Annotated in this window: 17 protein-coding genes (1 of these 17 only partly in view); 6 read left to right on the forward strand and 11 right to left on the reverse strand. The window is 61.9% G+C overall.

The window, feature by feature from the left end; translation table 11 throughout:
• The 7 genes from C7I56_RS12025 to hisS all read right to left on the reverse strand — a co-directional run.
• Positions 1 to 923, reverse strand: partial view of a DUF4139 domain-containing protein gene (locus tag C7I56_RS12025; RefSeq protein ID WP_106640856.1) — the 5' portion only. Its footprint begins 619 nt before the window's first position; the window shows 923 of its 1,542 coding nt (coding positions 1-923); the start codon lies at positions 921 to 923; its stop codon lies beyond the left edge, outside the window.
• An 8-nt stretch (positions 924 to 931) separates the two neighbouring features.
• Positions 932 to 2,278, reverse strand: coding sequence for a DUF4139 domain-containing protein (locus C7I56_RS12030; RefSeq protein ID WP_106640857.1), 1,347 nt, complete (start codon positions 2,276 to 2,278; stop codon positions 932 to 934).
• A gap of 57 nt (positions 2,279 to 2,335) precedes the next feature.
• Positions 2,336 to 3,739, reverse strand: coding sequence for an OprO/OprP family phosphate-selective porin (locus C7I56_RS12035; RefSeq protein WP_158703131.1), 1,404 nt, complete (start codon positions 3,737 to 3,739; stop codon positions 2,336 to 2,338).
• Positions 3,740 to 3,894: 155 nt separating this feature from the next.
• Complete coding sequence (locus C7I56_RS12040; RefSeq protein WP_106640859.1) at positions 3,895 to 4,551, reverse strand: DUF4167 domain-containing protein; 657 nt, start codon at positions 4,549 to 4,551, stop codon at positions 3,895 to 3,897.
• Positions 4,552 to 4,803: 252 nt separating this feature from the next.
• On the reverse strand, positions 4,804 to 5,628 hold the full coding sequence (gene prmC / locus C7I56_RS12045; RefSeq protein ID WP_106640860.1) for a peptide chain release factor N(5)-glutamine methyltransferase: 825 nt from the start codon (positions 5,626 to 5,628) through the stop codon (positions 4,804 to 4,806).
• Between the two features lie 72 nt (positions 5,629 to 5,700).
• Positions 5,701 to 6,774 carry a peptide chain release factor 1 gene (gene prfA, locus C7I56_RS12050; protein WP_106640861.1) on the reverse strand — a complete coding sequence of 358 codons (1,074 nt, stop codon included), beginning with the start codon at positions 6,772 to 6,774 and terminating at the stop codon, positions 5,701 to 5,703.
• On the reverse strand, positions 6,771 to 8,015 hold the full coding sequence (hisS, locus tag C7I56_RS12055; RefSeq protein WP_106640862.1) for a histidine--tRNA ligase: 1,245 nt from the start codon (positions 8,013 to 8,015) through the stop codon (positions 6,771 to 6,773). The genes prfA and hisS overlap by 4 nt, the downstream gene beginning before the upstream one ends.
• Positions 8,016 to 8,074: 59 nt before the next feature.
• Between hisS and ppa the strand changes: the two genes are divergently transcribed.
• The 3 genes from ppa to C7I56_RS12070 all read left to right on the forward strand — a co-directional run bounded on the left by ppa (position 8,075) and on the right by C7I56_RS12070 (position 12,284).
• Entirely contained in the window at positions 8,075 to 8,614 is a 540-nt protein-coding gene (gene ppa / locus C7I56_RS12060) for an inorganic diphosphatase (protein WP_106640863.1), read from the forward strand.
• 169 nt (positions 8,615 to 8,783) lie between these two features.
• Positions 8,784 to 10,700, forward strand: coding sequence for a M61 family metallopeptidase (locus C7I56_RS12065; protein WP_342587712.1), 1,917 nt, complete (start codon positions 8,784 to 8,786; stop codon positions 10,698 to 10,700).
• A gap of 93 nt (positions 10,701 to 10,793) precedes the next feature.
• A complete protein-coding gene (locus tag C7I56_RS12070; protein ID WP_106640865.1) occupies positions 10,794 to 12,284 on the forward strand; it encodes an amidase in 1,491 nt (496 codons plus the stop codon).
• On the opposite strand, the gene C7I56_RS12075 is transcribed toward C7I56_RS12070, so the two are convergent.
• Both C7I56_RS12075 and serS read right to left on the reverse strand, forming a co-directional pair.
• Positions 12,271 to 12,954 carry an esterase/lipase family protein gene (locus tag C7I56_RS12075; protein ID WP_199792404.1) on the reverse strand — a complete coding sequence of 228 codons (684 nt, stop codon included), beginning with the start codon at positions 12,952 to 12,954 and terminating at the stop codon, positions 12,271 to 12,273. The two genes, C7I56_RS12070 and C7I56_RS12075, sit on opposite strands and share 14 nt — an antisense overlap.
• Positions 12,955 to 13,160: 206 nt before the next feature.
• Positions 13,161 to 14,420 carry a serine--tRNA ligase gene (serS, locus tag C7I56_RS12080; protein ID WP_106640867.1) on the reverse strand — a complete coding sequence of 420 codons (1,260 nt, stop codon included), beginning with the start codon at positions 14,418 to 14,420 and terminating at the stop codon, positions 13,161 to 13,163.
• A gap of 212 nt (positions 14,421 to 14,632) precedes the next feature.
• Here serS and C7I56_RS12085 point away from each other — a divergent pair, with 212 nt between their 5' ends.
• Positions 14,633 to 15,874: a tyrosine-type recombinase/integrase gene (locus C7I56_RS12085; protein WP_106640868.1), complete on the forward strand. Its 1,242-nt coding sequence runs from the start codon at positions 14,633 to 14,635 to the stop codon at positions 15,872 to 15,874.
• Complete coding sequence (locus C7I56_RS12090; RefSeq protein WP_106640869.1) at positions 15,871 to 16,344, forward strand: hypothetical protein; 474 nt, start codon at positions 15,871 to 15,873, stop codon at positions 16,342 to 16,344. Before C7I56_RS12085 ends, C7I56_RS12090 begins: the two co-directional genes overlap by 4 nt.
• A 107-nt stretch (positions 16,345 to 16,451) precedes the next feature.
• On the opposite strand, the gene C7I56_RS12095 is transcribed toward C7I56_RS12090, so the two are convergent.
• Positions 16,452 to 17,201 (reverse strand): hypothetical protein, encoded by a 750-nt coding sequence (locus tag C7I56_RS12095; RefSeq protein ID WP_158703132.1) that lies wholly within the window; start codon positions 17,199 to 17,201, stop codon positions 16,452 to 16,454.
• Between the two features lie 61 nt (positions 17,202 to 17,262).
• Between C7I56_RS12095 and C7I56_RS12100 the strand changes: the two genes are divergently transcribed.
• Positions 17,263 to 17,478 (forward strand): helix-turn-helix domain-containing protein, encoded by a 216-nt coding sequence (locus tag C7I56_RS12100; RefSeq protein ID WP_106640871.1) that lies wholly within the window; start codon positions 17,263 to 17,265, stop codon positions 17,476 to 17,478.
• 6 nt (positions 17,479 to 17,484) lie between these two features.
• Here the strand turns inward: C7I56_RS12100 and C7I56_RS12105 are convergent, their stop codons facing one another.
• Positions 17,485 to 20,118 (reverse strand): DEAD/DEAH box helicase family protein, encoded by a 2,634-nt coding sequence (locus C7I56_RS12105; protein ID WP_106640872.1) that lies wholly within the window; start codon positions 20,116 to 20,118, stop codon positions 17,485 to 17,487.
• Position 20,119: the final 1 nt, after the last annotated feature.

Here is a 20,119-nt window from a genome sequence, read left to right on the forward strand (position 1 = left end):
ATATCCTCTGTCGGCCGAGCCGCGACCGGCGGCGGCGGCGCCATGGGCGGCGGAGGTGGAGGCGGCGGCGGAATGAGCGATTCGTCTTCCGGCACATCGCTCGTTGTATCCGAGGGCCAGCACTGGAGCTGAAGAGCCTTGCCCTGCGCCTTCTCCGGACGGCGGCTTCCCCAATTGAGCTTACCCGCCACGGCGCTGGTTTCGGCTTGCGGGAAGCTGGTCTCGTCGCCGTTCACCAATGTCAGCCAAGCGAACAGATCCATGCGGTCACCCGCCGGAGACAAAGTCGCGACATAATCGGCCTGCCAGTCGAAGCCGGAGGCCAAGTATGACAACGTTATCGTCGCCACCGTTTCCGACTCGCTTTGCGTCCGCACAGACAAGGTGGGCTTCGCCGACAGGCCGGCGGGCACCCCGCCATAAATGATCGTTTCCGGAACCCCGGTGCACCGCAGCGCCTCAATCCCGTCCGCCGTCTCCAGCACCACTGCCCCGTCGGATGAGGAGCGGATCACCGCATCATGCTCGCGTACTTCACCCGTTTCGCGGGAGGTGCGGCGAATATGCACGCGTTTGCCGAGCGACCGGTCGATGAGGCTCCCAGGTGAAAGCAGAAGCGCGTCCTGATTCTTCTCCCGCACGCCCTTGGGCAGGCCGGTGACGATCGCGCTTTCGGGAATGATCCCGCCGGCCACGCCTTCGAATCGGATATCCGCCTCTCCCGCCGGAATGCGGATCTGCCGCGTTTCGGTGATGAGCGCGAAGCCGTTAAGCCAATTGGAATTCGGCCGTGTCGATACGTGGCGGCTCGGATCGCGATAGATCGTCACGGCGATATTGTCCGGACGAGCCGACGTCGAAATAACCTGACCTAACGCCGCGCCGGGCGCCGCCGCCAGCAACAGGATCAGGAGGCCGCGCATCCGACGAATCAGAAGCGCGTGTCGAACGTCGCGGTGACGGTCGCGGTGCCATTGGCTGGAATGGGCACGCTCCACACCGCCTCACCCGCATTCCGCCGCTCGCTTTTCAGGCTTTCCTCAATGATGCGCGTATCGGCCCAATGGTCGAGGCCGCCCTGGACAAGGTCGACCGTCACCGGCTCCGGCCGCGCATTGCTGAGCGTATAGCGCATCGTCGTCCGCCACCGCTCATTGTTGATTCGCTCCCGCCGCTCGACCACCGGCTGCACCTTCACGTCAAAGGCATCGCCGGTCTTGAGGCCGATCGACGAGCCCATTGCGGTGTGGCCGATATTGTTCTCGCCAATGAACTGCGCGTTGCCGCGCGCATCCCGCATATAGACGCGCACCGTCCCGGCCGGTAGCGCGTCGCCAAGCCCCTGGTCTCGCGAAGTTGAAAAACGAAGCACGCTATTGGCGCTGCCCGGCTCCTGCCGCGTGCCGAGCCAGCCGTTGCGATATTCATAAGCCCGCGCCGCCGGAGCGCCGGATACGTCGAGGAAGCTGACCTGCTTGGTCTGCCGGTCGGCGATCGTCGTCCGTTCGGACAAAGGATAAAGATAAAGGTCGCCAAGCCGCTCACGGTCCGCGGTTTCCGTGCCCGCGCTTCGGCTGCTTCCCGAATAACCCTCGCCTCCACCGCCGGCGACGAGGATGGTCGACGCATTATTATATGTCGTCCCGCTATTGTTGGTGAGCGTCACCCATCCCTGCACGTCGATACGCCCGGCCCTGTCGTCGAACATCACGACATAGTCGGCATTCCAGTCGAGCCCGCCAGTGAGGTAGGAGAGGCGCACCGGCCGCTGTCCCGCACGGTCGCTTTCAAGCGTCACCGACAGGGTCGGGCGGGCGCGGAGGTTTTCCGGCACCTTGTCGAAAATCACGCGCACCGGTAGGCCATCGTCGCGCAACACCTCGATCCGCTGACCGATCTGCAGCACGACGCCGCCATTGGCCGCGAGCACCTTGGCCCGTTCGCGCTCTTCCTTGCCGGTGGCAGGGTTCGTGCGGACGAGCGTTACCGTCTCGCCCACCGCCTTCTGCATCAGCGCCGATGGGGAAAGCAGGTCATAGTCGAAATTCTGCTCGACGATGCCGATCCCGTCGCCTGCGAGCGAGACGGTTTCGGCCTGGATCCGCCCGGACACATCCGGAAATTCCTGCCGCACCCGGCGCGCGGGCAGATCGAGCTGGCGCACATCCTGAACCAGCGCGACGTCATTATTATAGATGGTGACCGAAACGTCGCCTTGCGCGGTCTGCGCGGATGCGGTTCCGGACAGGATCGTCGCGACGAGAAGAAGGTGACGCATGAAAGGGGCTCCCCACTTTATGGGTCAGACCATGTTACGCGTCCCGAACGAAATCAATCAGAATTCGACCTGCGCGCGAAGGCCGATGCTGTCGACGCCATAGCTGCGCTCGTCGACCGGCTCTGAGCTATCGGGTTTCACCGTTGCCGCGAGTGGACCGCCCTTCACGTCCGCATGGCTATATTGGAGGAGGAAGCGCACATAATCGATCGGGTTCCAGATCGCGCTCAGCTGATAGCCGGTCTGGCTGCCACCGTTGATATGATCCGGCGCATAGAGACTCTCCCCGGACAATCGATCGGTGAGATCGACATAATCGACCCGCGCATTGATCTGCACCGCCCCGATGCCGCCTTTGCCAACCGGGCGCAGCACCTTGGTCCGATCCCACTTACCACCCTTATATCCACGCGTTTCGCCGGTCAGATAATAGCCGATCTCAGCATAAGCCGACATGAAGCTCGGATCGCCATTATAGAAGACGCCGCCACCCACGCCGTCGAGACCTTCAAAGGTGGTGCCCGGCGCATAAGCGTTGGCCCATACCTTCTGCCCTTCCGCCGCGAAGTGCAGCGGCCCGAAAATCCCGCCCAGCTCCACGCCGATTATGTCCTCCCCCTTTGCCGCAATGGCGCCGGTATCGACGAAACGCACGTCGGTCAGCTGCGTGAACGGCCGCGTGCGATAGCGGACGCTCTGTGCATCCGACTGCGTCTCGCGATGCTGGTAATTGGCGCCAAGGTGCAGACGGCCATTGTCGCCGATCTTGGGCGAATAGGTGCCGCGAACGCTGGCCTGCCAGCTATCATTGTTAAAGGCACTGCCGATCGGCGCGTTAAAGATGCCCGCTGTCAGCGTGTAGCGATCATTGGGATCGACAAGGCCGATCGCGGCGCCAATCCGGCGATTGAAGCCGAATGCGTCCACCGCCTGCGATCGCTCGAGGAAGGAGGTGAGGCGGGAGCTCGTCATCGTCTCGAGGCTCGAAAGCGGATAGAAATTGCCGAGCGTGATCTGCAGCGGGCTGCCCTTGGGCTGATAGGTGAGGACGATATCCTCATAATCCACGCTGCCGCCCGCAAAGTTGAACTCGGCCTTATAGCCAAAGCCACCCGGCAACGTGCCCTCCGCGCCGAAAACCAGGCGACGCGCGCGGCTGTTATAGCCAAGGTTTTGCGTCGCCACCGCATCGCCCGGATTTTCAACATAGCCAGTGTCGAACTGCACGAAGCCCTTGGGCTTGAAGCTGAAGCCCGCTTCCTTGTCCTCGAATTGCGGCGCACCCTTCCAGCTCGGCGTTTCCGGTTTCTGCGCCTTCAATGCGGTAACTTCCGCCTCCAGGCTTTCGATCTTCGCGCGCATAGCCGCAAGCTCGGCGGCAAGGTCCGGATCCTGGGCCTGCGCCGCGCTCGAAAGGAAGGTGGCCGAAAGGAGAGCGGCAACGAATGGCTTGGTCATCATCAACATCCTCATCGCCCGCTGGGCATTCATGAAGACGGAAATAAGAAGACGCAATGACGCGTCAGCGACACTTCAATGACGGATTTATTACACCGTCATAAGAAAGGGCGGCAGCCGCATGGCCACCGCCCTCACTTTGAGGATATCCGCCGCGATCAGGCCGCGGGCGCGATGTCCGCTTCACCTTCGGCTGCGCGCGGACGGCGTCCACGGCGGCGCGGAGCAGGCTGCTCCTCGTCCGTATCGTTGCCCGGTGCGATTGCCGGGGGCAGGCTGTCGAGGGAAATGCGCTCCTCACCCTGCTCCTCATCACGCTCTTCGCGGCGGGGGCGGCGGGTCCGGCGTTCGCCGCGTTCCGCACGATCGCCACGATCTTGACGCTCGCCACGGTCCTGACGTTCACCACGGTCCTGACGTTCGCCGCGCTCGGAACGATCCTGGCGGGACTCGCGCGTGGTACGTTCTTCGCGCTCTTCGCCTTCACCGTCCTGATCGTCATTTTGCACGTCGTCGCGATCGTCATCCTCATCCGAGGCATAATAATCGTCGCGCTGGCGGCGCTGCTCTTCGAAGCGCGCGCGGCCTTCGCTCAGAACGCGGAAATAATGGTCCGCGAACTGGAGATAATATTCGGTCTGCACGCGATCCCCGGCAAGCTGCGCGTCCCGCGCCAGCGCCTTGTACTTTTCGTGCAATTGGGCGGCATTGCCGCGTTGGCGATTGTCCTGCCTGTTGCCCGGGCCTGATGCATTGGGCGTGCGGGGTCCATTGCTACGGCCACGCCTGCGGCCGTTCTGACGATTGTTGATCAAAAAGTGAATCCTCGTCTGGGGGTTATTTCAGCCACTCCATGCCGGGGCCGTCCCGGCGATTCTTTGCACGACCGTTAGGCTAGCCTCCGCAATGCGGCTGCCGCCTCCTTACGCCAAACTCGCCGAAGCGATTGGTGCAATGGGGGGTCGCGACGGGCTCTTTCACGCTATCAAAGGCTGTGAGCTACCCGTCCCTGACGCCTATGTAGCTATCGCTGCGGACAAATCCAAGTCCAAAGATTGCAATATTGGTCAGGCTGTCACCAGCAAGCAACGATCGAGCCCCGCCAGGTCGCGCCGCACGATGACGCTGAGCCCCTCCTTCGCGAAGAGGGCAGCGGCCGGCGCGCCTTGATCGGCACCGATCTCGAAGCAGGCGCAACCTCCCGGCGCCAGAAGCCGCCGCGTTTCCGGCGCAAGCCGGCGATAGTCGTCGAGACCGTCCGGCCCGGCAAAGAGTGCACCCTCCGGCTCCCACTCCGCCACGTCGCGGGGCAGTTCCGCGCGGATCTCGATATAAGGCGGATTGCAGAGGATGAGGTCGAACCGTTCCTCCAGCCCCCCGGTCCAATAACCGCGCCGGACGTCCGCGCGACCGGCAAGCCCCAACGCCCGGATATTGCCCTCGGCAATAGCGATCGCCGCATCGGACTGGTCGATCCCCAACCCCGTCGCGCTCGGCCATTCGCTGAGCGCCGCCAGCAGCAAGGCGCCCGATCCCGTGCCGAGATCGAGGATGCGTTGGGGCGCGCGGGTCCCGAAATGCTCAAGCGCCGCCTCGATCAAAGTCTCGCTGTCCGGCCGCGGCACCAGCACGCCTGGCCCGACTTTCAAATCGATCGTCCAGAAAGCGCGGCGGCCGGTAATATAAGCCACCGGCTCATGCGCCTCCCGGCGGCGAAGCAGGCTTTCGAACGCGTCAGGAACCGGCCCGTCCATCAGCGAGAGAAGCATCGCCTCCCGCTCCACGCCAAGCGCATGCGCCATCAGCAGTTCTGCATCGAGCCGGGGGGTCGCGCTGACAGCTGAAAGCCGCCGGGTCGCGTTGGCGAGGGCAAGGCCGATCGCCCTCGTCATTGCGAGGAGCGAAGCGACGAAGCAATCCAGTCCAGGCGAGAATCCTGCACCTGGATTGTTGAGTACTGGAAGCTATTGCTCATCCAGCGTCGCCAACCGCTCGGACTCATCCTCGGTCACCAATGCGCCGATCACCTCGCCGAGCCCCGGTCCCTCCAATATTTCAGGCAGCCGGTGCAGCGTCAGATTGATCCGGTGATCCGTCACCCGCCCCTGCGGGAAATTATAGGTCCGGATGCGTTCAGACCGGTCGCCCGATCCCACCATCGATTTGCGCGCGCCCGCCCGCTCGCTCGCCAGCCGCTCGCGCTCCATTTCATAGAGGCGAGTGCGGAGTACCTTCAGCGCCTTGGCCTTATTCTTATGCTGCGACTTTTCATCCTGCTGGATGACGACAAGGCCGGTCGGAAGGTGGGTAATCCGCACCGCGCTGTCCGTCGTGTTGACCGACTGCCCGCCCGGCCCGGATGAACGATAGACGTCGATCCGCAAATCCTTGTCGTCGATTTGCACATCGACATCCTCGGCTTCGGGAAGCACCGCCACCGTCGCCGCCGACGTATGGATGCGCCCGCCGCTTTCCGTTGCCGGGACACGCTGAACGCGGTGGACGCCGCTTTCGAACTTCAGCTTGGCGAACACGCCCTGCCCGGTCACGGACGCGACGATTTCCTTGAAGCCGCCGACATCCGACGCGCTCGTCGAAATCACTTCGACCCGCCAGCCCTGTTCCTCGGCGAAACGCTGGTACATGCGGAAGAGATCGCCCGCGAACAAGGCCGCCTCATCCCCGCCGGCACCCGCGCGGATTTCGAGCATGGCGGAACGCTCGTCCGCCGCATCGCGCGGCAGCAATTTCAGCGCCAGCGTCCGCTCCGCCTCCGGCAATTGCCGCCGGATCTCGTCGGCCTCCTCGGCAGCCATCGCCTTCAGCTCAGGATCGTCGGCCATGCCCGCAAGCACATCCAGCTCCGCGCGCAGCCGCCGCACCTCGCGCGCGGCCTCGGCGACCGGCTCGACCTCGGCATAATCCTTGGACAGCTTCACGAACTGGTCGGGCGCCAGATTGGGCGCCGCCATGGCGTTCTGAAGCTCGTCCTTGCGCGCCTCGATGGCGGCAATGCGCTGGTCGGAAATGGACGTCATGCGCCGCGCAGCGCCTCCGCAATGCGGTCGAATGCGATGCTCTGCTGTTCGCCGCTGGCGAGGTTCTTCACCGCCGCCTGCCCACGATCCAATTCATCGTCGCCGATGATGATGGCATAGCGCGCACCGCTCGCATTCGCCTTCTGCATCCGCTTCTTCATATTGCCGCGATAGGCCATTTCGCAGGCGAGGCCCGCACGCCGCAGCTTGGCCGCAATCCCCGTCGCCGCGCGCTCCGCACGCTCGCCGAGCGGCACGAGCGCCGCGTCGATGCCAAGCGGCGCGGGCGCGTCGATGAGTAGCGCGAGACGCTCGATCCCCGCAGCCCATCCGACCGCAGGCGTGTGCGGCCCGCCCATGCTTTCGATCAGGCCGTCATAACGCCCGCCCGCCAGGACCGCGCTCTGCGCCCCCAGATCCTCGGTCGTGAATTCGAACGCGGTGTGACGATAATAATCGAGACCGCGCACAAGCCGCGGGCTGCGCGTCCATTTGACGCCCGCTTCGTCGAGCCCGGCCGTCACCGCCGCAAAAAAGTCTGCGGCTTCAGATGTCAGGAAATCGTCCACCACCGGCGCGCTGTCGACGATCGGAAAATCCTTATGCTCCTTGGAATCCAGGATGCGCAGCGGATTCTTGTCGAGACGCGTCCGGCTTTCCTCGGACAGGTCGTAGCGATGCTTCTCGAAATGCGCGACGAGCGCCGTCCGCCAGGCATCGCGTGTCTCGGGATCACCAAGTGTATTCAGCTGAAGCTCTACTTTGTCACCCACACCAAGCTCGGCCAGAAGCTGCGCACCGAATGCAATCAACTCCACGTCCGCCGCCGACTCCCCCGCACCAAGGATTTCAGCATCGAGCTGGTGAAACTGGCGGAAGCGCCCCTTCTGCGGACGCTCATAGCGGAACGCCGCGCCCCACGTCGCGACCTTCAAGGGCGCATGCTGCTGCCAGCCCTCGCTCAAATAGGCGCGCGAAATGCCTGCGGTGAACTCCGGCCGCAGGGTGAGCGAATCACCACCGCGATCCTCGAACGTGTACATTTCCTTCGACACGACATCGGTCGTCTCGCCCAGCGACCGGGCGAACACCGATGTCGCTTCGAACATCGGCACTTCGACGCGCTGAAATCCGTAAAGGCGCCGCACCTTGTCGAACGCGGCCACGACAGTGTGGAAGCGCTCGGCAGCCTCGCCCAGCATGTCCTGTGTGCCGCGCACGGCCTGAACCTTGTTACTCATCGCCGCGCCATAGCATTTTTGCGTGGCGTGAAAAGCTTGGGCGAGCTAACGGGCGCGGCATGAATATCGATCTTATCCCGGTAGGGGACAATCCGCCCAAGAGCGTCAACGTCGTCATCGAGGTTCCCGTCGGCGGCGAACCCGTGAAATATGAATTCGACAAGAAGTCGGGCGCCATCTGGGTCGACCGAATCCTGCACACGCCGATGCGCTATCCGACCAATTACGGCTTCATCCCGCACACCTTATCGCCGGACGGCGATCCGCTGGACGCGATGGTCGTCGCGCGCTCGCCCTTTATTCCCGGCTCGGTCGTCCGCGTCCGCCCGATCGCCGTTCTCCTGCTGGAAGACGAAGCGGGCGGCGATGAAAAGGTGCTGTGTGTACCGGTCGACACCACCTTCCCTTATTATCAGAATGTCGTCGAAGCCGACGATCTGCCCGAAATCGTGATGAAGCAGATCGAACATTTCTTCACCCATTATAAGGATCTCGAATCTGAAAAGTGGGTCCGCGTCGGCAAGTGGCTCGGCCGCGAAGATGCCGAACGCATCATCCTCGAAGCCCTCGAACGCGCCAAAGAAGCGAAGAACGCTTAAGCTCCACCACACCGCTAAGGGCTGAGCCTGTCGAAGGATGGTTTCAGCTGAAACGGGCTTCGACAGGCTCAGCCCTAGCAGCGGTGGAGAAAGCGCAAACAGAAAACTGGACGAGAGCGAAGTCCTGCGCCATCCATGTGGGGATAATCCCCCACATGGAGCTCCGGTCTTGCGCAACATCCTGCTGATTTCCGCCGCCTTTCTCTCCTCGACCGCCCTCGCGCAAATTCCGGCCGGTGCGCCGCAGCCGCTTCCCTTCCCCGACAGAATCCCCGCCGCGCGCGACATCGCCTATCCGGGCGCGATGCGTCTTGATGTCGACGCGACCGACACGCAGCGCGGCATCTATCGGGTGAAGCAGACGGTGCCGGTCGCCGGCGCAGGCCCCCTCACCCTCCTCTTCCCCGAATGGCTGCCCGGCAACCACGCTCCGCGCGGACCGATCAACACGGTTGCGGGCATCAAGATCAGCGCCAACGGCCAGCCGATTGCCTGGCGTCGCGACCCCGCCGACGTCTATGCGCTGCACGTTGACGTGCCGCAGGGCGCGACCGCGATCGACATGGAATTCCAGCACCTCTCCCCGACCCGCACGGGTGAAGGCCGCGTCACGATGACACCCGAAATGCTGAACCTGCAGTGGGAGAAAATGAGCTTCTATCCAGCAGGTTATTATGTCCGGAACATCCCGGTCCAGGCTAACGTCACGCTTCCGGAGGGCTGGCAGGCCGCAACCTCTCTCGACGTCGAAAACGGCAACAAAAGCGGCGGCAAGCTGGCTTACAAGACGGTCTCTTATGAAACGCTGGTCGACTCCCCGATCTTCGCTGGCCGTCACTATCGCCGCGAGCAGCTTTCTAAAGACGTGGCCCTCAACATCTTCGCCGATCAGGCCAAGAATCTCGAAGCGACGCCCGAGCAGATCGCGGCGCACAAGCGCCTCGTCGAGCAAGCTCTGAAAGTCTTCACGACCAAACATTATGACGAATATGAATTCCTGCTCGCTTTGACCGAGGAATTGGGCGGCATCGGCCTCGAGCATCTTCGCTCCTCGGAAAACAGCCATCCGCGCACCTATTTCTCCGATTGGGACAGCGGATCTGCGGGCCGCGACCTGCTCGCCCACGAAATGACGCATAGCTGGGACGGCAAATATCGCCGCCCGGCCGACCTTTTCACGCCCGATTACCGCATGCCGATGCGCAACAGCCTGCTCTGGGTCTATGAAGGCCAGACGCAATATTGGGGCAATGTGCTGTCCGCCCGCTCGGGCATGATGCCGGCGGAGGACGTGCTCGGCGAGTTCGCGCGCGCCGCAGCTTATTACGATACGCAGCCGGGCCGCAGTTGGCGGCCGCTCGTCGACACGACCAACGATCCCATCATCAATTCCCGCCGCCCGCAGGCCAATACCAGCTGGCAGCGTTCGGAAGATTATTACATCGAAGGCATGCTGATCTGGCTCGACGTGGACAGCATCATCCGCGAACGGACCAACGGCAAGAAGTCGCTCGATGATTTCGCCGCCGCTTTTTACGGGGTCAATCCGGGCCAGGAAGGCCAGATGACCTACACGTTCGAAGATGTCGTCCGGACCTTGAACGGCGTGACGCCCTATGACTGGAAAGCCTATCTCAATCAGCGCGTCAATCAGACGGGCAAGGCGCCGCTCGACTGGATCGAGCGCGGCGGCTACCGCCTCGTCTACAAGGACGAGCCGACCGCCTACTTCAAGTCGCGGGAGAAGGACCGCGACATGCTCGACCTCACCTACACGATCGGGCTGACCGTCGGCAAAGGCGGCACGGTATCGGGTGTCGCCTGGGATTCGCCGTTGTTCAACCAGGGCGTCACCGCAGGCACCGATCTTCTGGCGGTGAACGGCCGCACCTATTCGAACGATGCGCTGAAGGACGCGATCAAGGCGGCCAAGGGCACATCGGAGCCGATCACCCTTCTTACCAAGAAGGGCGATATCTACCGCACCGTGACCCTCGATTATCACGACGGGCTCCGCTACCCGGTTCTCGAGAAGGTCGGGAAAGGCCGTGCGTCCCTCGACACCCTGCTGAAACCGCTGAAGTAACCCAGATCCTGGATGCGTCACCCCGGCGAAAGCCGGGGTCTCGTGCCGGAAGAGGCGCAAGACGTGGAGGTGAAATGAAGAAGGCGTTGTTCCTTGGCGCGGGCCCTCATCGCCGCCCCCGTCATCGCCCAGCAGCCGGGGGCGGAAAGCCAGACGCTCGCGGCGATCAAGCGGATCGAGACGCTGAACCCGCGTCTCAACGCGGTGATCGCTCTCGACCCCACCGCGCTCGATCAGGCCCGCGCGCTCGACCGGCAGCGCAAGGCGCGTGGCCCGCTCTTCGGCATGCCGATCCTAGTCAAGGACAATATCGAGATGAAGGGGCCGCTTCCGACCACCGCCGGAAGCCTCGCGCTCAAGGGCAATGTGACGAACCGCGACGCGCCGCTCGTTGCCAATCTCCGCGCGGCGGGTGCGGTAATCGTCGGCAAGGCGAACCTGTCGGAATGGGCGAACATCCGCGCGTCCAATTCCATCTCGGGCTGGAGCGCGGTAGGCGGCCAGGTGCGCAATCCCCATGCCCTCAACCGCAATGCCTGCGGATCGTCGAGCGGCAGCGGTGCCGCCGTCGCCGCAGGCATGGTCCCCGCCGCGATCGGCACCGAAACCGACGGCTCGATCACCTGTCCCGCCGCCATCAACGGCATTGTCGGCTTCAAACCCACTGTCGGCCTCGTCAGCCGCACCCATGTCGTGCCGATCAGCCATAGTCAGGACACGGCGGGCCCGATGACCCGCACGGTGAGGGACGCCGCGCTGGTCCTCGCCGCTTTACAAGGCAGCGACCCCGCCGATCCCGCCACTGCCGAGGCAGATCGCCGCCGCACCGATTATGCCGCCACGCTTTCCGACACCGCGCTCAAGGGCAAAAGGATCGGCGTCATGCGCTTCGCCGACGGCTTCGGCACCGATGCTGCCTTCACCGAGGCGCTGGAGACGCTGAAGCGCGAAGGCGCGATCTTGGTCGATATCGATGCATTGGAAGGGCGCGACCAGATTGGCGGGCACGAGATCAAGGTGCTGCTCACCGAACTCAAGGCCGACATGAACGCCTATCTCGCGGCCACGCCCGCCAGCGTGAAGACGAGGACGCTCGCCGACCTCATCGCCTTCAACAAGGTCCAACCTCGCGAACTCGCCCTCTTCGGCCAGGATCTCTTCGAACAGGCCGAGGCCACAAAGGGCCTCGACGATCCGGATTATAAGACAGCCCGCGCAACCTCGCTCCGCCTCGCGGGCGCGGATGGCATCGACAAGCTTTTGCGCGAGCACAATGTCGTCGCGCTCGTCGGCCCCACCATGCCGCCCGCCTGGCTGATCGACAGCGTCAATGGCGACCAGATTTCCGGCGGCGGCGCGGGCAACCTCGCGGCCGTGGCGGGCTATCCCCACCTCACTGTCCCAATGGGAAATGTGAAGGGCCTGCCCGTCGGCCTCAGCTTCATCGGCCCCAAATGGTCCGACGCGCTGATCCTGTCGCTCGGCTACGATTACGAACAGGCCTCACAAAAGCGCGTCGAGCCGCAATTCCTGGATTCGATCGAAGCCGGCGCCCCCATCGCGCCGCTTCTCAGTCCGCCTTAACGGCCAACTCCTCAAGCACCGCGTCGATGACGCAGGGCGCGGTCATGAAGCCGATATGGGTGCAGTCGAGTTCGACCGCTTTGTCGACTTCGCCCGGCAAGCCCCGCGCGGAGGCCGGCGCAACGATCCCGTCCTTGCGCGACCATAAAGCGATGGTCGGCACCGGCGGCTTCTCGTGCACCGTGACATCCACCGGCGGCGCATCCACCTTGTGCCGGTTCACCATTTCATAAAGCCGCCAGGCATTGTTGGCGCGCAGGTCGCCGGAAAAAGGACTGCCCAATGTGATGACGCGCGCCACCTTGTCGGGCTGGCGCTTGGCAAGTTCGCGGGCATAGAGGCCGCCGAGGCTCCAACCGATCAGCGTCACCGGTCCCTGGTGCCCGACCTTGGCGAGACGCGCCTCCAGCCGGTCGAACAGATCCGCCTTCACGCCGAAATTGATGCCCCGGCCCCAGCCATGAACCCGATAGCCCGCACCTTGCAGGCGCTGCCGCAGGATCATTGTAGAGCGATCCGACGCCAAGAAGCCGGGTATCACCATCACCGCCTCGCCGCTCCCCACCCTGCGGCCCGTGCGCACCGGAAGCAGGCCTTGAACCCGAAGGGCGAGCAAAGATCCCGCTTCCCGCAGCATATAGGGGAGGCGCGGCGGAGCGGCATCGGTCATGGCTGCTACAGTTGATGTCATCCGTTTCCCTCAGTCCGGGCCAGTATGAACGCAAGCACCAGGCCGCCGCTCCCGGTGGGAACCGAACGCCCTTCAACAAGCTCAGGGCCTAGCGGCTGTCGTTGTTCAGCAGCCAATCAACACCGCTAGTCCTGAGCCTGTCGAAGGACGTTCCAGCCAGCACACGACCTGGAAACGGAAATCTCTTACAAATATTCTCCGCCCATCAGCGGCTGCAGGGCCTTAGGAAGCTTCACCCGGCCATCCGCGGTCTGATGATTTTCCAGTAGCGGCACCAGGATGCGCGGCGACGCCAGAGCAGTATTGTTCAGCGTGTGCACGAAGCGCACCTTCCGCTCGCCATCGCGCCAGCGCAAATTCGCGCGCCGCGCCTGCCAGTCGTGCAGGGTCGAGCAACTATGCGTCTCGCGATATTTATTAAGGGACGGCACCCAGCTCTCGATATCGTTCATGCGATATTTGCCGAGGCCCATGTCGCCCGTCGACGCCTCGATCACCTGATAGGGGATTTCGAGATCGCGAAGGAGCATTTCGGCATTGGCGAGCAGCTTTGCATGCCACCCTGCCGACACCTCCGCATCATCCTCGCAAATCACATATTGTTCGAGCTTGTAGAATTGGTGGACGCGCAGGAGCCCGCGCACGTCGCGCCCCGCGCTCCCCGCCTCGCGGCGGAAGCAAGGCGAATAGCCCGCATAAAGGATCGGCAGCTGCGCGTTTTCAAGGATCTCGCCCGAATGGAGGCTGGTGAGTGCAATCTCCCCCGTGCCCGCAAGGTACAATTCGTCTTTCGGGACCTCGTAAGCCTCTTCTTCATGCCCGGGAAAATGCCCGGTCGCGACGAAGGCGGATGGCCGCGCGAGCGCCGGCACCGTCATCATTGTGAAGCCTTCCGCCGAAAGCTTCTGCTGCGCCCAGAACATCACCGCCTGTTCGAGCAAAGCCAGTCGCCCTTTCAGGCAATATTGGCGTGACCCCGAAACCTGCGTGATGCGGCCAAGGTCGGCCCAATCGTTCATTTCGATAAGTGCGACATGATCGCGCGGCTCGAAATCGAATTGCGGCACCTGACCTTCCTGGCGCACAACCACGTTCGAATTTTCGTCCGGTCCGACGGGTGCGCCTTCCCAAGGAATGCCCGGCAAACGCAGGAGCAGGCCGTTCAGCGCCTCGCTCTTCTCATTGAGGCCGCCTTCGATCTCTGCGATCTCCGCCCCGATCGCCTTCGCCTTGGCGCCAAGCGCCGGGCGTTCGGACGGGTCGGCAGATTTGAAGCTGTCGCTGATCGCATTGCGCTCACCGCGCAGGCGATCGACCTTCGTCTTCGCCTCCCGCACTTCGCCGTCGAGCGCGATCAGCGCATCGAGGTCGACGGTCACATTCTTGTCGGCAATCGCCTTTTCGACGACGGCGCGATTCTCTCGGATGAAATTGAGGCTCAGCATGGAAAGCCGCTTAATGCAGCAAGGGCGCAGAGCACAAGGTGGCGGAGACGGAGTCCGCCTGCATCGAACTTCAGGGCACTTCATGCCCTCTCATTACGCTTAATAAATGCCTTAAATCCTAGACTTCTTTCTCTCATGACGACTCTTGACATTTCTCCAAATCGCACGTTTGTTGATGGGTGAAATGATGGGCAACGGGGTTGAGTGGACACATGCCGAAGCGGGCAAAGGAATTAAGTGCACTAGCGGTCAAGAATTTGACCACGCCCGGTTTGCACTTCGTCGGTGGCGGACGGGTGCCAGGGTTGGCACTTCAAGTGCTACCAACTGGCGGGCGGTCATGGGTGTTGCGCATTATGATCGGCGGCAAGCGTCGGGACATGGGGCTTGGGGGCTACCCGGAAGTGACATTGGCGGAGGCGCGGGACGCGGCTGAAGCCGCCCGCAAACAAGTGCGCGCCAATGTTGACCCGATCAAAATTCGCGCTGCGGAGAAAGCGGCCATTCGCGCCCATGCAGGAAAGACGATGGCGTTTCAGGATGCGGCCTTGGCCTTCATTCAGGCTAATGAAGGTAGCTGGCGCAATGACAAGCATCGCCAGCAGTGGCGCAACAGCTTGGAAACTTACGCATACCCCATCATTGGCAAAATGAGCCTTGGCGACATTGAATTGCCCCATATCCTGAAAATTCTTGAGCCGATTTGGGAAAGCAAAACTGAAACAGCTACCCGGCTTCGCGGGCGCATTGAACAGGTCTTGGATTGGGGGACCGTTCGTGGCTTTCGGGACGGTTTAAACCCGGCCCGATGGCGCGGCCATCTCGACAAGCTGTTAGCTAAACCGAAGAAACTGGCGAAGGTAAAGCATCACGCGGCCCTGCCATGGGCAGATATTGGCGCGTTCATGCCAAAATTGCGCAAAGCTGAAGGTATGGGCGCGAGGGCGTTGGAATTCGCCATTTTGACCGCTTGCAGGTCGGGGGAGGTTCGCGGGGCGACATGGGCGGAGATAGACCTAGACGCCGCCATTTGGACCATTCCAGCCGAGCGCATGAAAGCCGGAAAGCCCCATAGCGTTCCCTTGTCCGATGCAGTCGTTGCGATGCTTAAGGCTCTGCCCCGCATGGCAGGCACGAACTATGTTTTTCCCGCGCCTAGGGGTGGCCAGCTATCGGACATGACGCTTACGGCGGTGTTGCGTCGCATGGATTTGAACGTTGTGCCGCACGGTTTTCGTTCGACCTTCCGCGAATGGGCTGGCGAGTCTAGCGGCCATCCGCGAGAGGTAATCGAACACGCCTTGGCGCACCAATTGGCGGACAAGGCCGAAGCCGCATATCAGCGCGGTTCGCTGTTCCCCAAGCGAGTCAAGTTGATGCAGGATTGGGCCAGCTTTTGCGCCAAACCCCATTCAGGAAATGTCGTGTCTCTCAATTCGGCATTGGCATCGTGACGGACATTGGCGAATTGCATGTGGAGTGGCTTGTCCCTTACGTCAGGAAGACCCGTGATTTTGAACCGTTGGCCGCCTTCATCAAGGGTGGCGGCGCGGTAACGGACGAATTGCGCTCACTAGTAGCGGATATTCTGACAGGGTTGGTCAAGCCTTCCCGTAAGGGGAAGGCCCGGACCAGCGCAAAGTGGCCGGGCATGTTGAAGCGTGAAGTTGCCTTTTGGTCTGATGAATTTCGTTTTCACGCCGGTATTCCAAAGGACAGCCAGCGCGGGCTACCGCCAGCCTATGACGACTGGCAAATCTTGGAACGCATCTTAGCGGCGTCTGGCTATAGAGGTGCGCCCGATACGAAAGGCCAATGCACGGTCGCGGCGAAGAAAGTCGTATGTTGGCATCATCGGTTAACGCCAAGCCAGCTTGACGAACTGTTGCATCCAAGAGCGACACGCCCGCGAAAGGCGTTTTGATGGGCTAGTTGATGGGTAATCCCCCATATCGCCATCTTATCTCCGGATTTGCGTTGTTATTGGCGGAATTGAACTCCGCCAAAATAGCCAAGATTGTCAGCCGTGCGTCATCTAGCCTTTACCCGATTCGCCGTGATGGCCCGGTTGCATCCCGCCAGCGTGGAAATCATCGCGGGATCGGCAAGCCCTTCGTCAAACGACTTGGAATAGTAGTTTCGAACGCGCGGGTCGTCGGACTGCCCGAATTCCCTAACCAGTGCGTCGGATCGCTCTGCGCCGATTTTTGACCGGCAAGCGCCCGCCAGCATCATCAAATCTCCGCGCGCTTGGATGCGGGCAGTCTGCCAACTTGCCAATCCGCCAGCTTCAAGCATCGTATCCGCCGTGTCGGTCGCCGCCTTTTCCAAATCGTAGCCAGCGGGCAAGGTGATTAGGGGTGCAAAGATGGGGTCGGTTGTCGCCGCCATGCAGGTGCGGCCATAGGCCAACAAAATGGTGCGCACGCCCCGAAGCTGAGCATCGGTCTGGCCGTTCCCCGACGCGGCTTCCAAGTCGGTTTTCAGAATTAGCACTTGGCGCGAAACAGACTCGCCTATCAGCCTGTCCAGAATAGCGGGCGCAATTTGCCAAGGTGCAGTTTCAGCTTTGAATGCGGCTTCAACCTTCGTCGGCAAGGCGGGGTCCAGCTTCATGCCAAGACGTTCGCACATAGGAGCGGTGACGACATATTGCGCAACCCGGTTCAGACGGTCTTGCTGAACTTGCGTTTGGGCGAATGCCGGAACTGACGAAGCCGAGATGAGCGCCATCACAATGCCCGACACAGGGAGCAAACCAAGTTTCAATTCCGCCTCCAACACACACGAATAGGGATTATAGTCCCTAGCGAATATAGTCCCTGTCAGCAAGCTGCGTCAGATGAGCGACTGGCGCGAAATTGTCGGAACTAATGTGCGACGCTTTCGCCAAGCGGCTGGCATTACCCAAGAGCAATTGGCCTTCGCCGCTGAAATAGACTTGACCTATGTTGGCGGCATTGAGCGCGGAAGGCGCAATCCAAGCGTCATCGTGCTGGCAAGGATAGCCAACGCACTATCCGTTGAACCGGCAACTTTGCTTCAGCGAAGCAAATGAGGTTCGCTACGCCCCGCCGTTAATCAGGACGGGGAGCTTTGCGTTCATGTCGCTGAACAGGACAACAGCCGCTTCATAATCCACGGTCTTGGATGGCATGGGTAGTTCGCCAGACTTTCCACCAGCCGACTTGCCATAAGCCTTGGTCAACATTTCCAAGAGTTCGCGCTTATATTCGGTATCAAGGTTGCCTGCCAGTTGGTCGCCCTTGGATTCAATCGCCACCAGCCGTTCGCTAGCGTCATCGCGCAATGAGGCAAACAGAAAATCGGGATAGACATTGCCCCGACGCCAGCCGCGAAGGGCATAGCTGCCCCTGTCCGTGCCGTTCCGGTGCCACCATTTGATAACGGCTTCGGCGTCCAGGTAGACAGCAACATGCTTTTCATCGTCGTTCAGGTCGCTGGCATAGACGGGCAGGAACAGGCTGCGTTCTAACGCGCCACCGCTCTTGCTTGGAACCTGGGGCGCATTGTCCGGCGCGCTAGTCCAGATATGATCGGGGGCAATCCAGTCGCCAGCGTCGCCGCGAACCCGAAATTCAACATGGCCAGAGTCCAGACGGTCGGCAAAGATCGCAGCCGCTTGCTTGTCTCGCCATTTCGCCAGAGCCTTGCGGGCTTCATCAATGATGTAGGCGGAAAGCCGTCCAATCAGTTCGTCACCAAACCCGCGCGCACGCAATCTGGCGAGAATGCGGCCCACCAGTTCACGGGCAACATAAGGGTTGGGCACAACGTCGCTCAACATGCGGACGGCATGCGGGGCATCGAATGCCAATGCTTCTGTCAGGGCAATAGCGTCTTCGGTGACAAAACCGGCATCCTCGCCAGTGCGAAGGCGCACCAGTTGGCTGGCAGCCGCTTGGGCATTTTGCGGCAAGGCATCGGCAAATGCTTCAGCGTCAAACTTGGCCCATTCGATTGCCGGGAACAGGTCGCTTTCAGCATCAAGCAGCCGGGCATCCTGCCCTTCATCGATCCACAGCACCTGCGGCAAGGCAATGTCGGTTGTACGGAACGCATCGCGCCGGTCCAGCTCGCGTTTGCTGACGGCGCTTCCGCCCGCGTCCTTCAACACCACATCTTGCACAAGGTCACTCATGCCATCGTTTGACAGGCCAGCCTTGATCGCCGCGACAACCGCTGCTGTTTCGGCGCGATGCGTGAACACATAGGATTCGTCGAGTTCGGCAACGCCGGTGCGGATAGCGTGCGGCTGGCGCAAAATCCGCCCCACAAGCTGCGTCATGGCGCTTTCGTTGCCAGATGCAGCCAGAGAACACAGGACATAGGCAAAGGGGCAATCCCAACCTTCCGCCAACGCCGCTTTGGTGATGATCACCCGCACGCGGCATGACGACTTCTGCAAATCCTTGTTTTCAGGCTTGTCCAAGTCGTTCACTTCGGACGTTTTCAACGCCACTTCGGCTTCATCCAAGCCAGCCGCCACAAGCCACGCCTTCACGTCATCCGCATGAATGAAACCCGCGTCGCGCTGTTCCGCGCCCGTGCGTTCCGCCTGCACTAGCAAGATTGGACGGATGTAAAGGCCCCCGTCGCCACGATAAGCCTTTGCCGCCGCGTCCAGCGCGTGCAGCTTGGCCAAGGATGCCTGAAGCGTTGCCGTCCAATCGCTGCCCGCCATGGGCACGATGTTAAGCGGCATTTTTATCATGCCTTCGCGTTCTAGCTCCCGCCCGGAAATTTCCACAAGGACATTGGCCTTGCGATCCGGCGCGGCTTCGCGGGTGGCCGTGGCGGCGCGGGCGGCAACATCCTTTGGCGTGGCGCTCAATTCCAGCACGAACAGCGGATTGAAGCCGTAGAGCGTGCGGAAGGCCAAATCCGAAATGGCCCGGTGCCCTTCATCCATGACCACCACGGGCCGGATGATGCGCAGCGCGTTGCCAACGGAATCCTTGACCATGGGCCAAGCGGGGCCACCATCGGCTAGGTCATAAATTGACAAGTTGGGAATGGCGTCCATCAGCGCCTTGTGCGCCGCTTGGTCGCCTTCGGCTGGCGTGAACCCATGCACATCGCCACGGTCCCGGAACAGACGCAAGCTTTCCTGATTTTCGCGGTTGGACGATTGCAACATCAAAACCATGACGCAGAGGTTGGCGTCCACATCGGCCCGATTGAGCGGGTCGCCCTTTTCCATGATGCGCACGCGACCAGCAGCCGCACGGTCCAGCGTTTGGCGGTAGGCATGTTGCCGGTCGTTCAGAGCCTTCAGCGTTTGGGCATAGATGGCTTCGTTCGGCACGATCCACAGCACGAAGCCGGTGTTCGTCGCCAAATAGCGCCCGAATATGCGGGAAAGCGCCGCGCACGCCAGATAGGTTTTACCGCCGCCAGTCGGCACTTTCATGGTGACGTTGGGGACCGGCTGGCCATGGCCGGTGATGCGTGGGCAATAGCCCAGATGGGCGCGCGACTTGGGTAGCTGCCCCGCCACCTTCAGCGTTTCCCAAGCCTTTGCCGGAAAGTCGGGAATTGGAATTTCGATGCCCGGATGTTGGGCAATCACATCAAGAACGGCGTCAGCCTTCACCTTTTCGGCGCTCAACGCATCAAGATAGGCGTCCAGCGTGCCAAGCGCCCGCGTCTGATAATCGAGTTCGCGAAACGCCATG

The organism is Allosphingosinicella vermicomposti (assembly GCF_003012815.1).
GTDB lineage: Bacteria > Pseudomonadota > Alphaproteobacteria > Sphingomonadales > Sphingomonadaceae > Allosphingosinicella > Allosphingosinicella vermicomposti.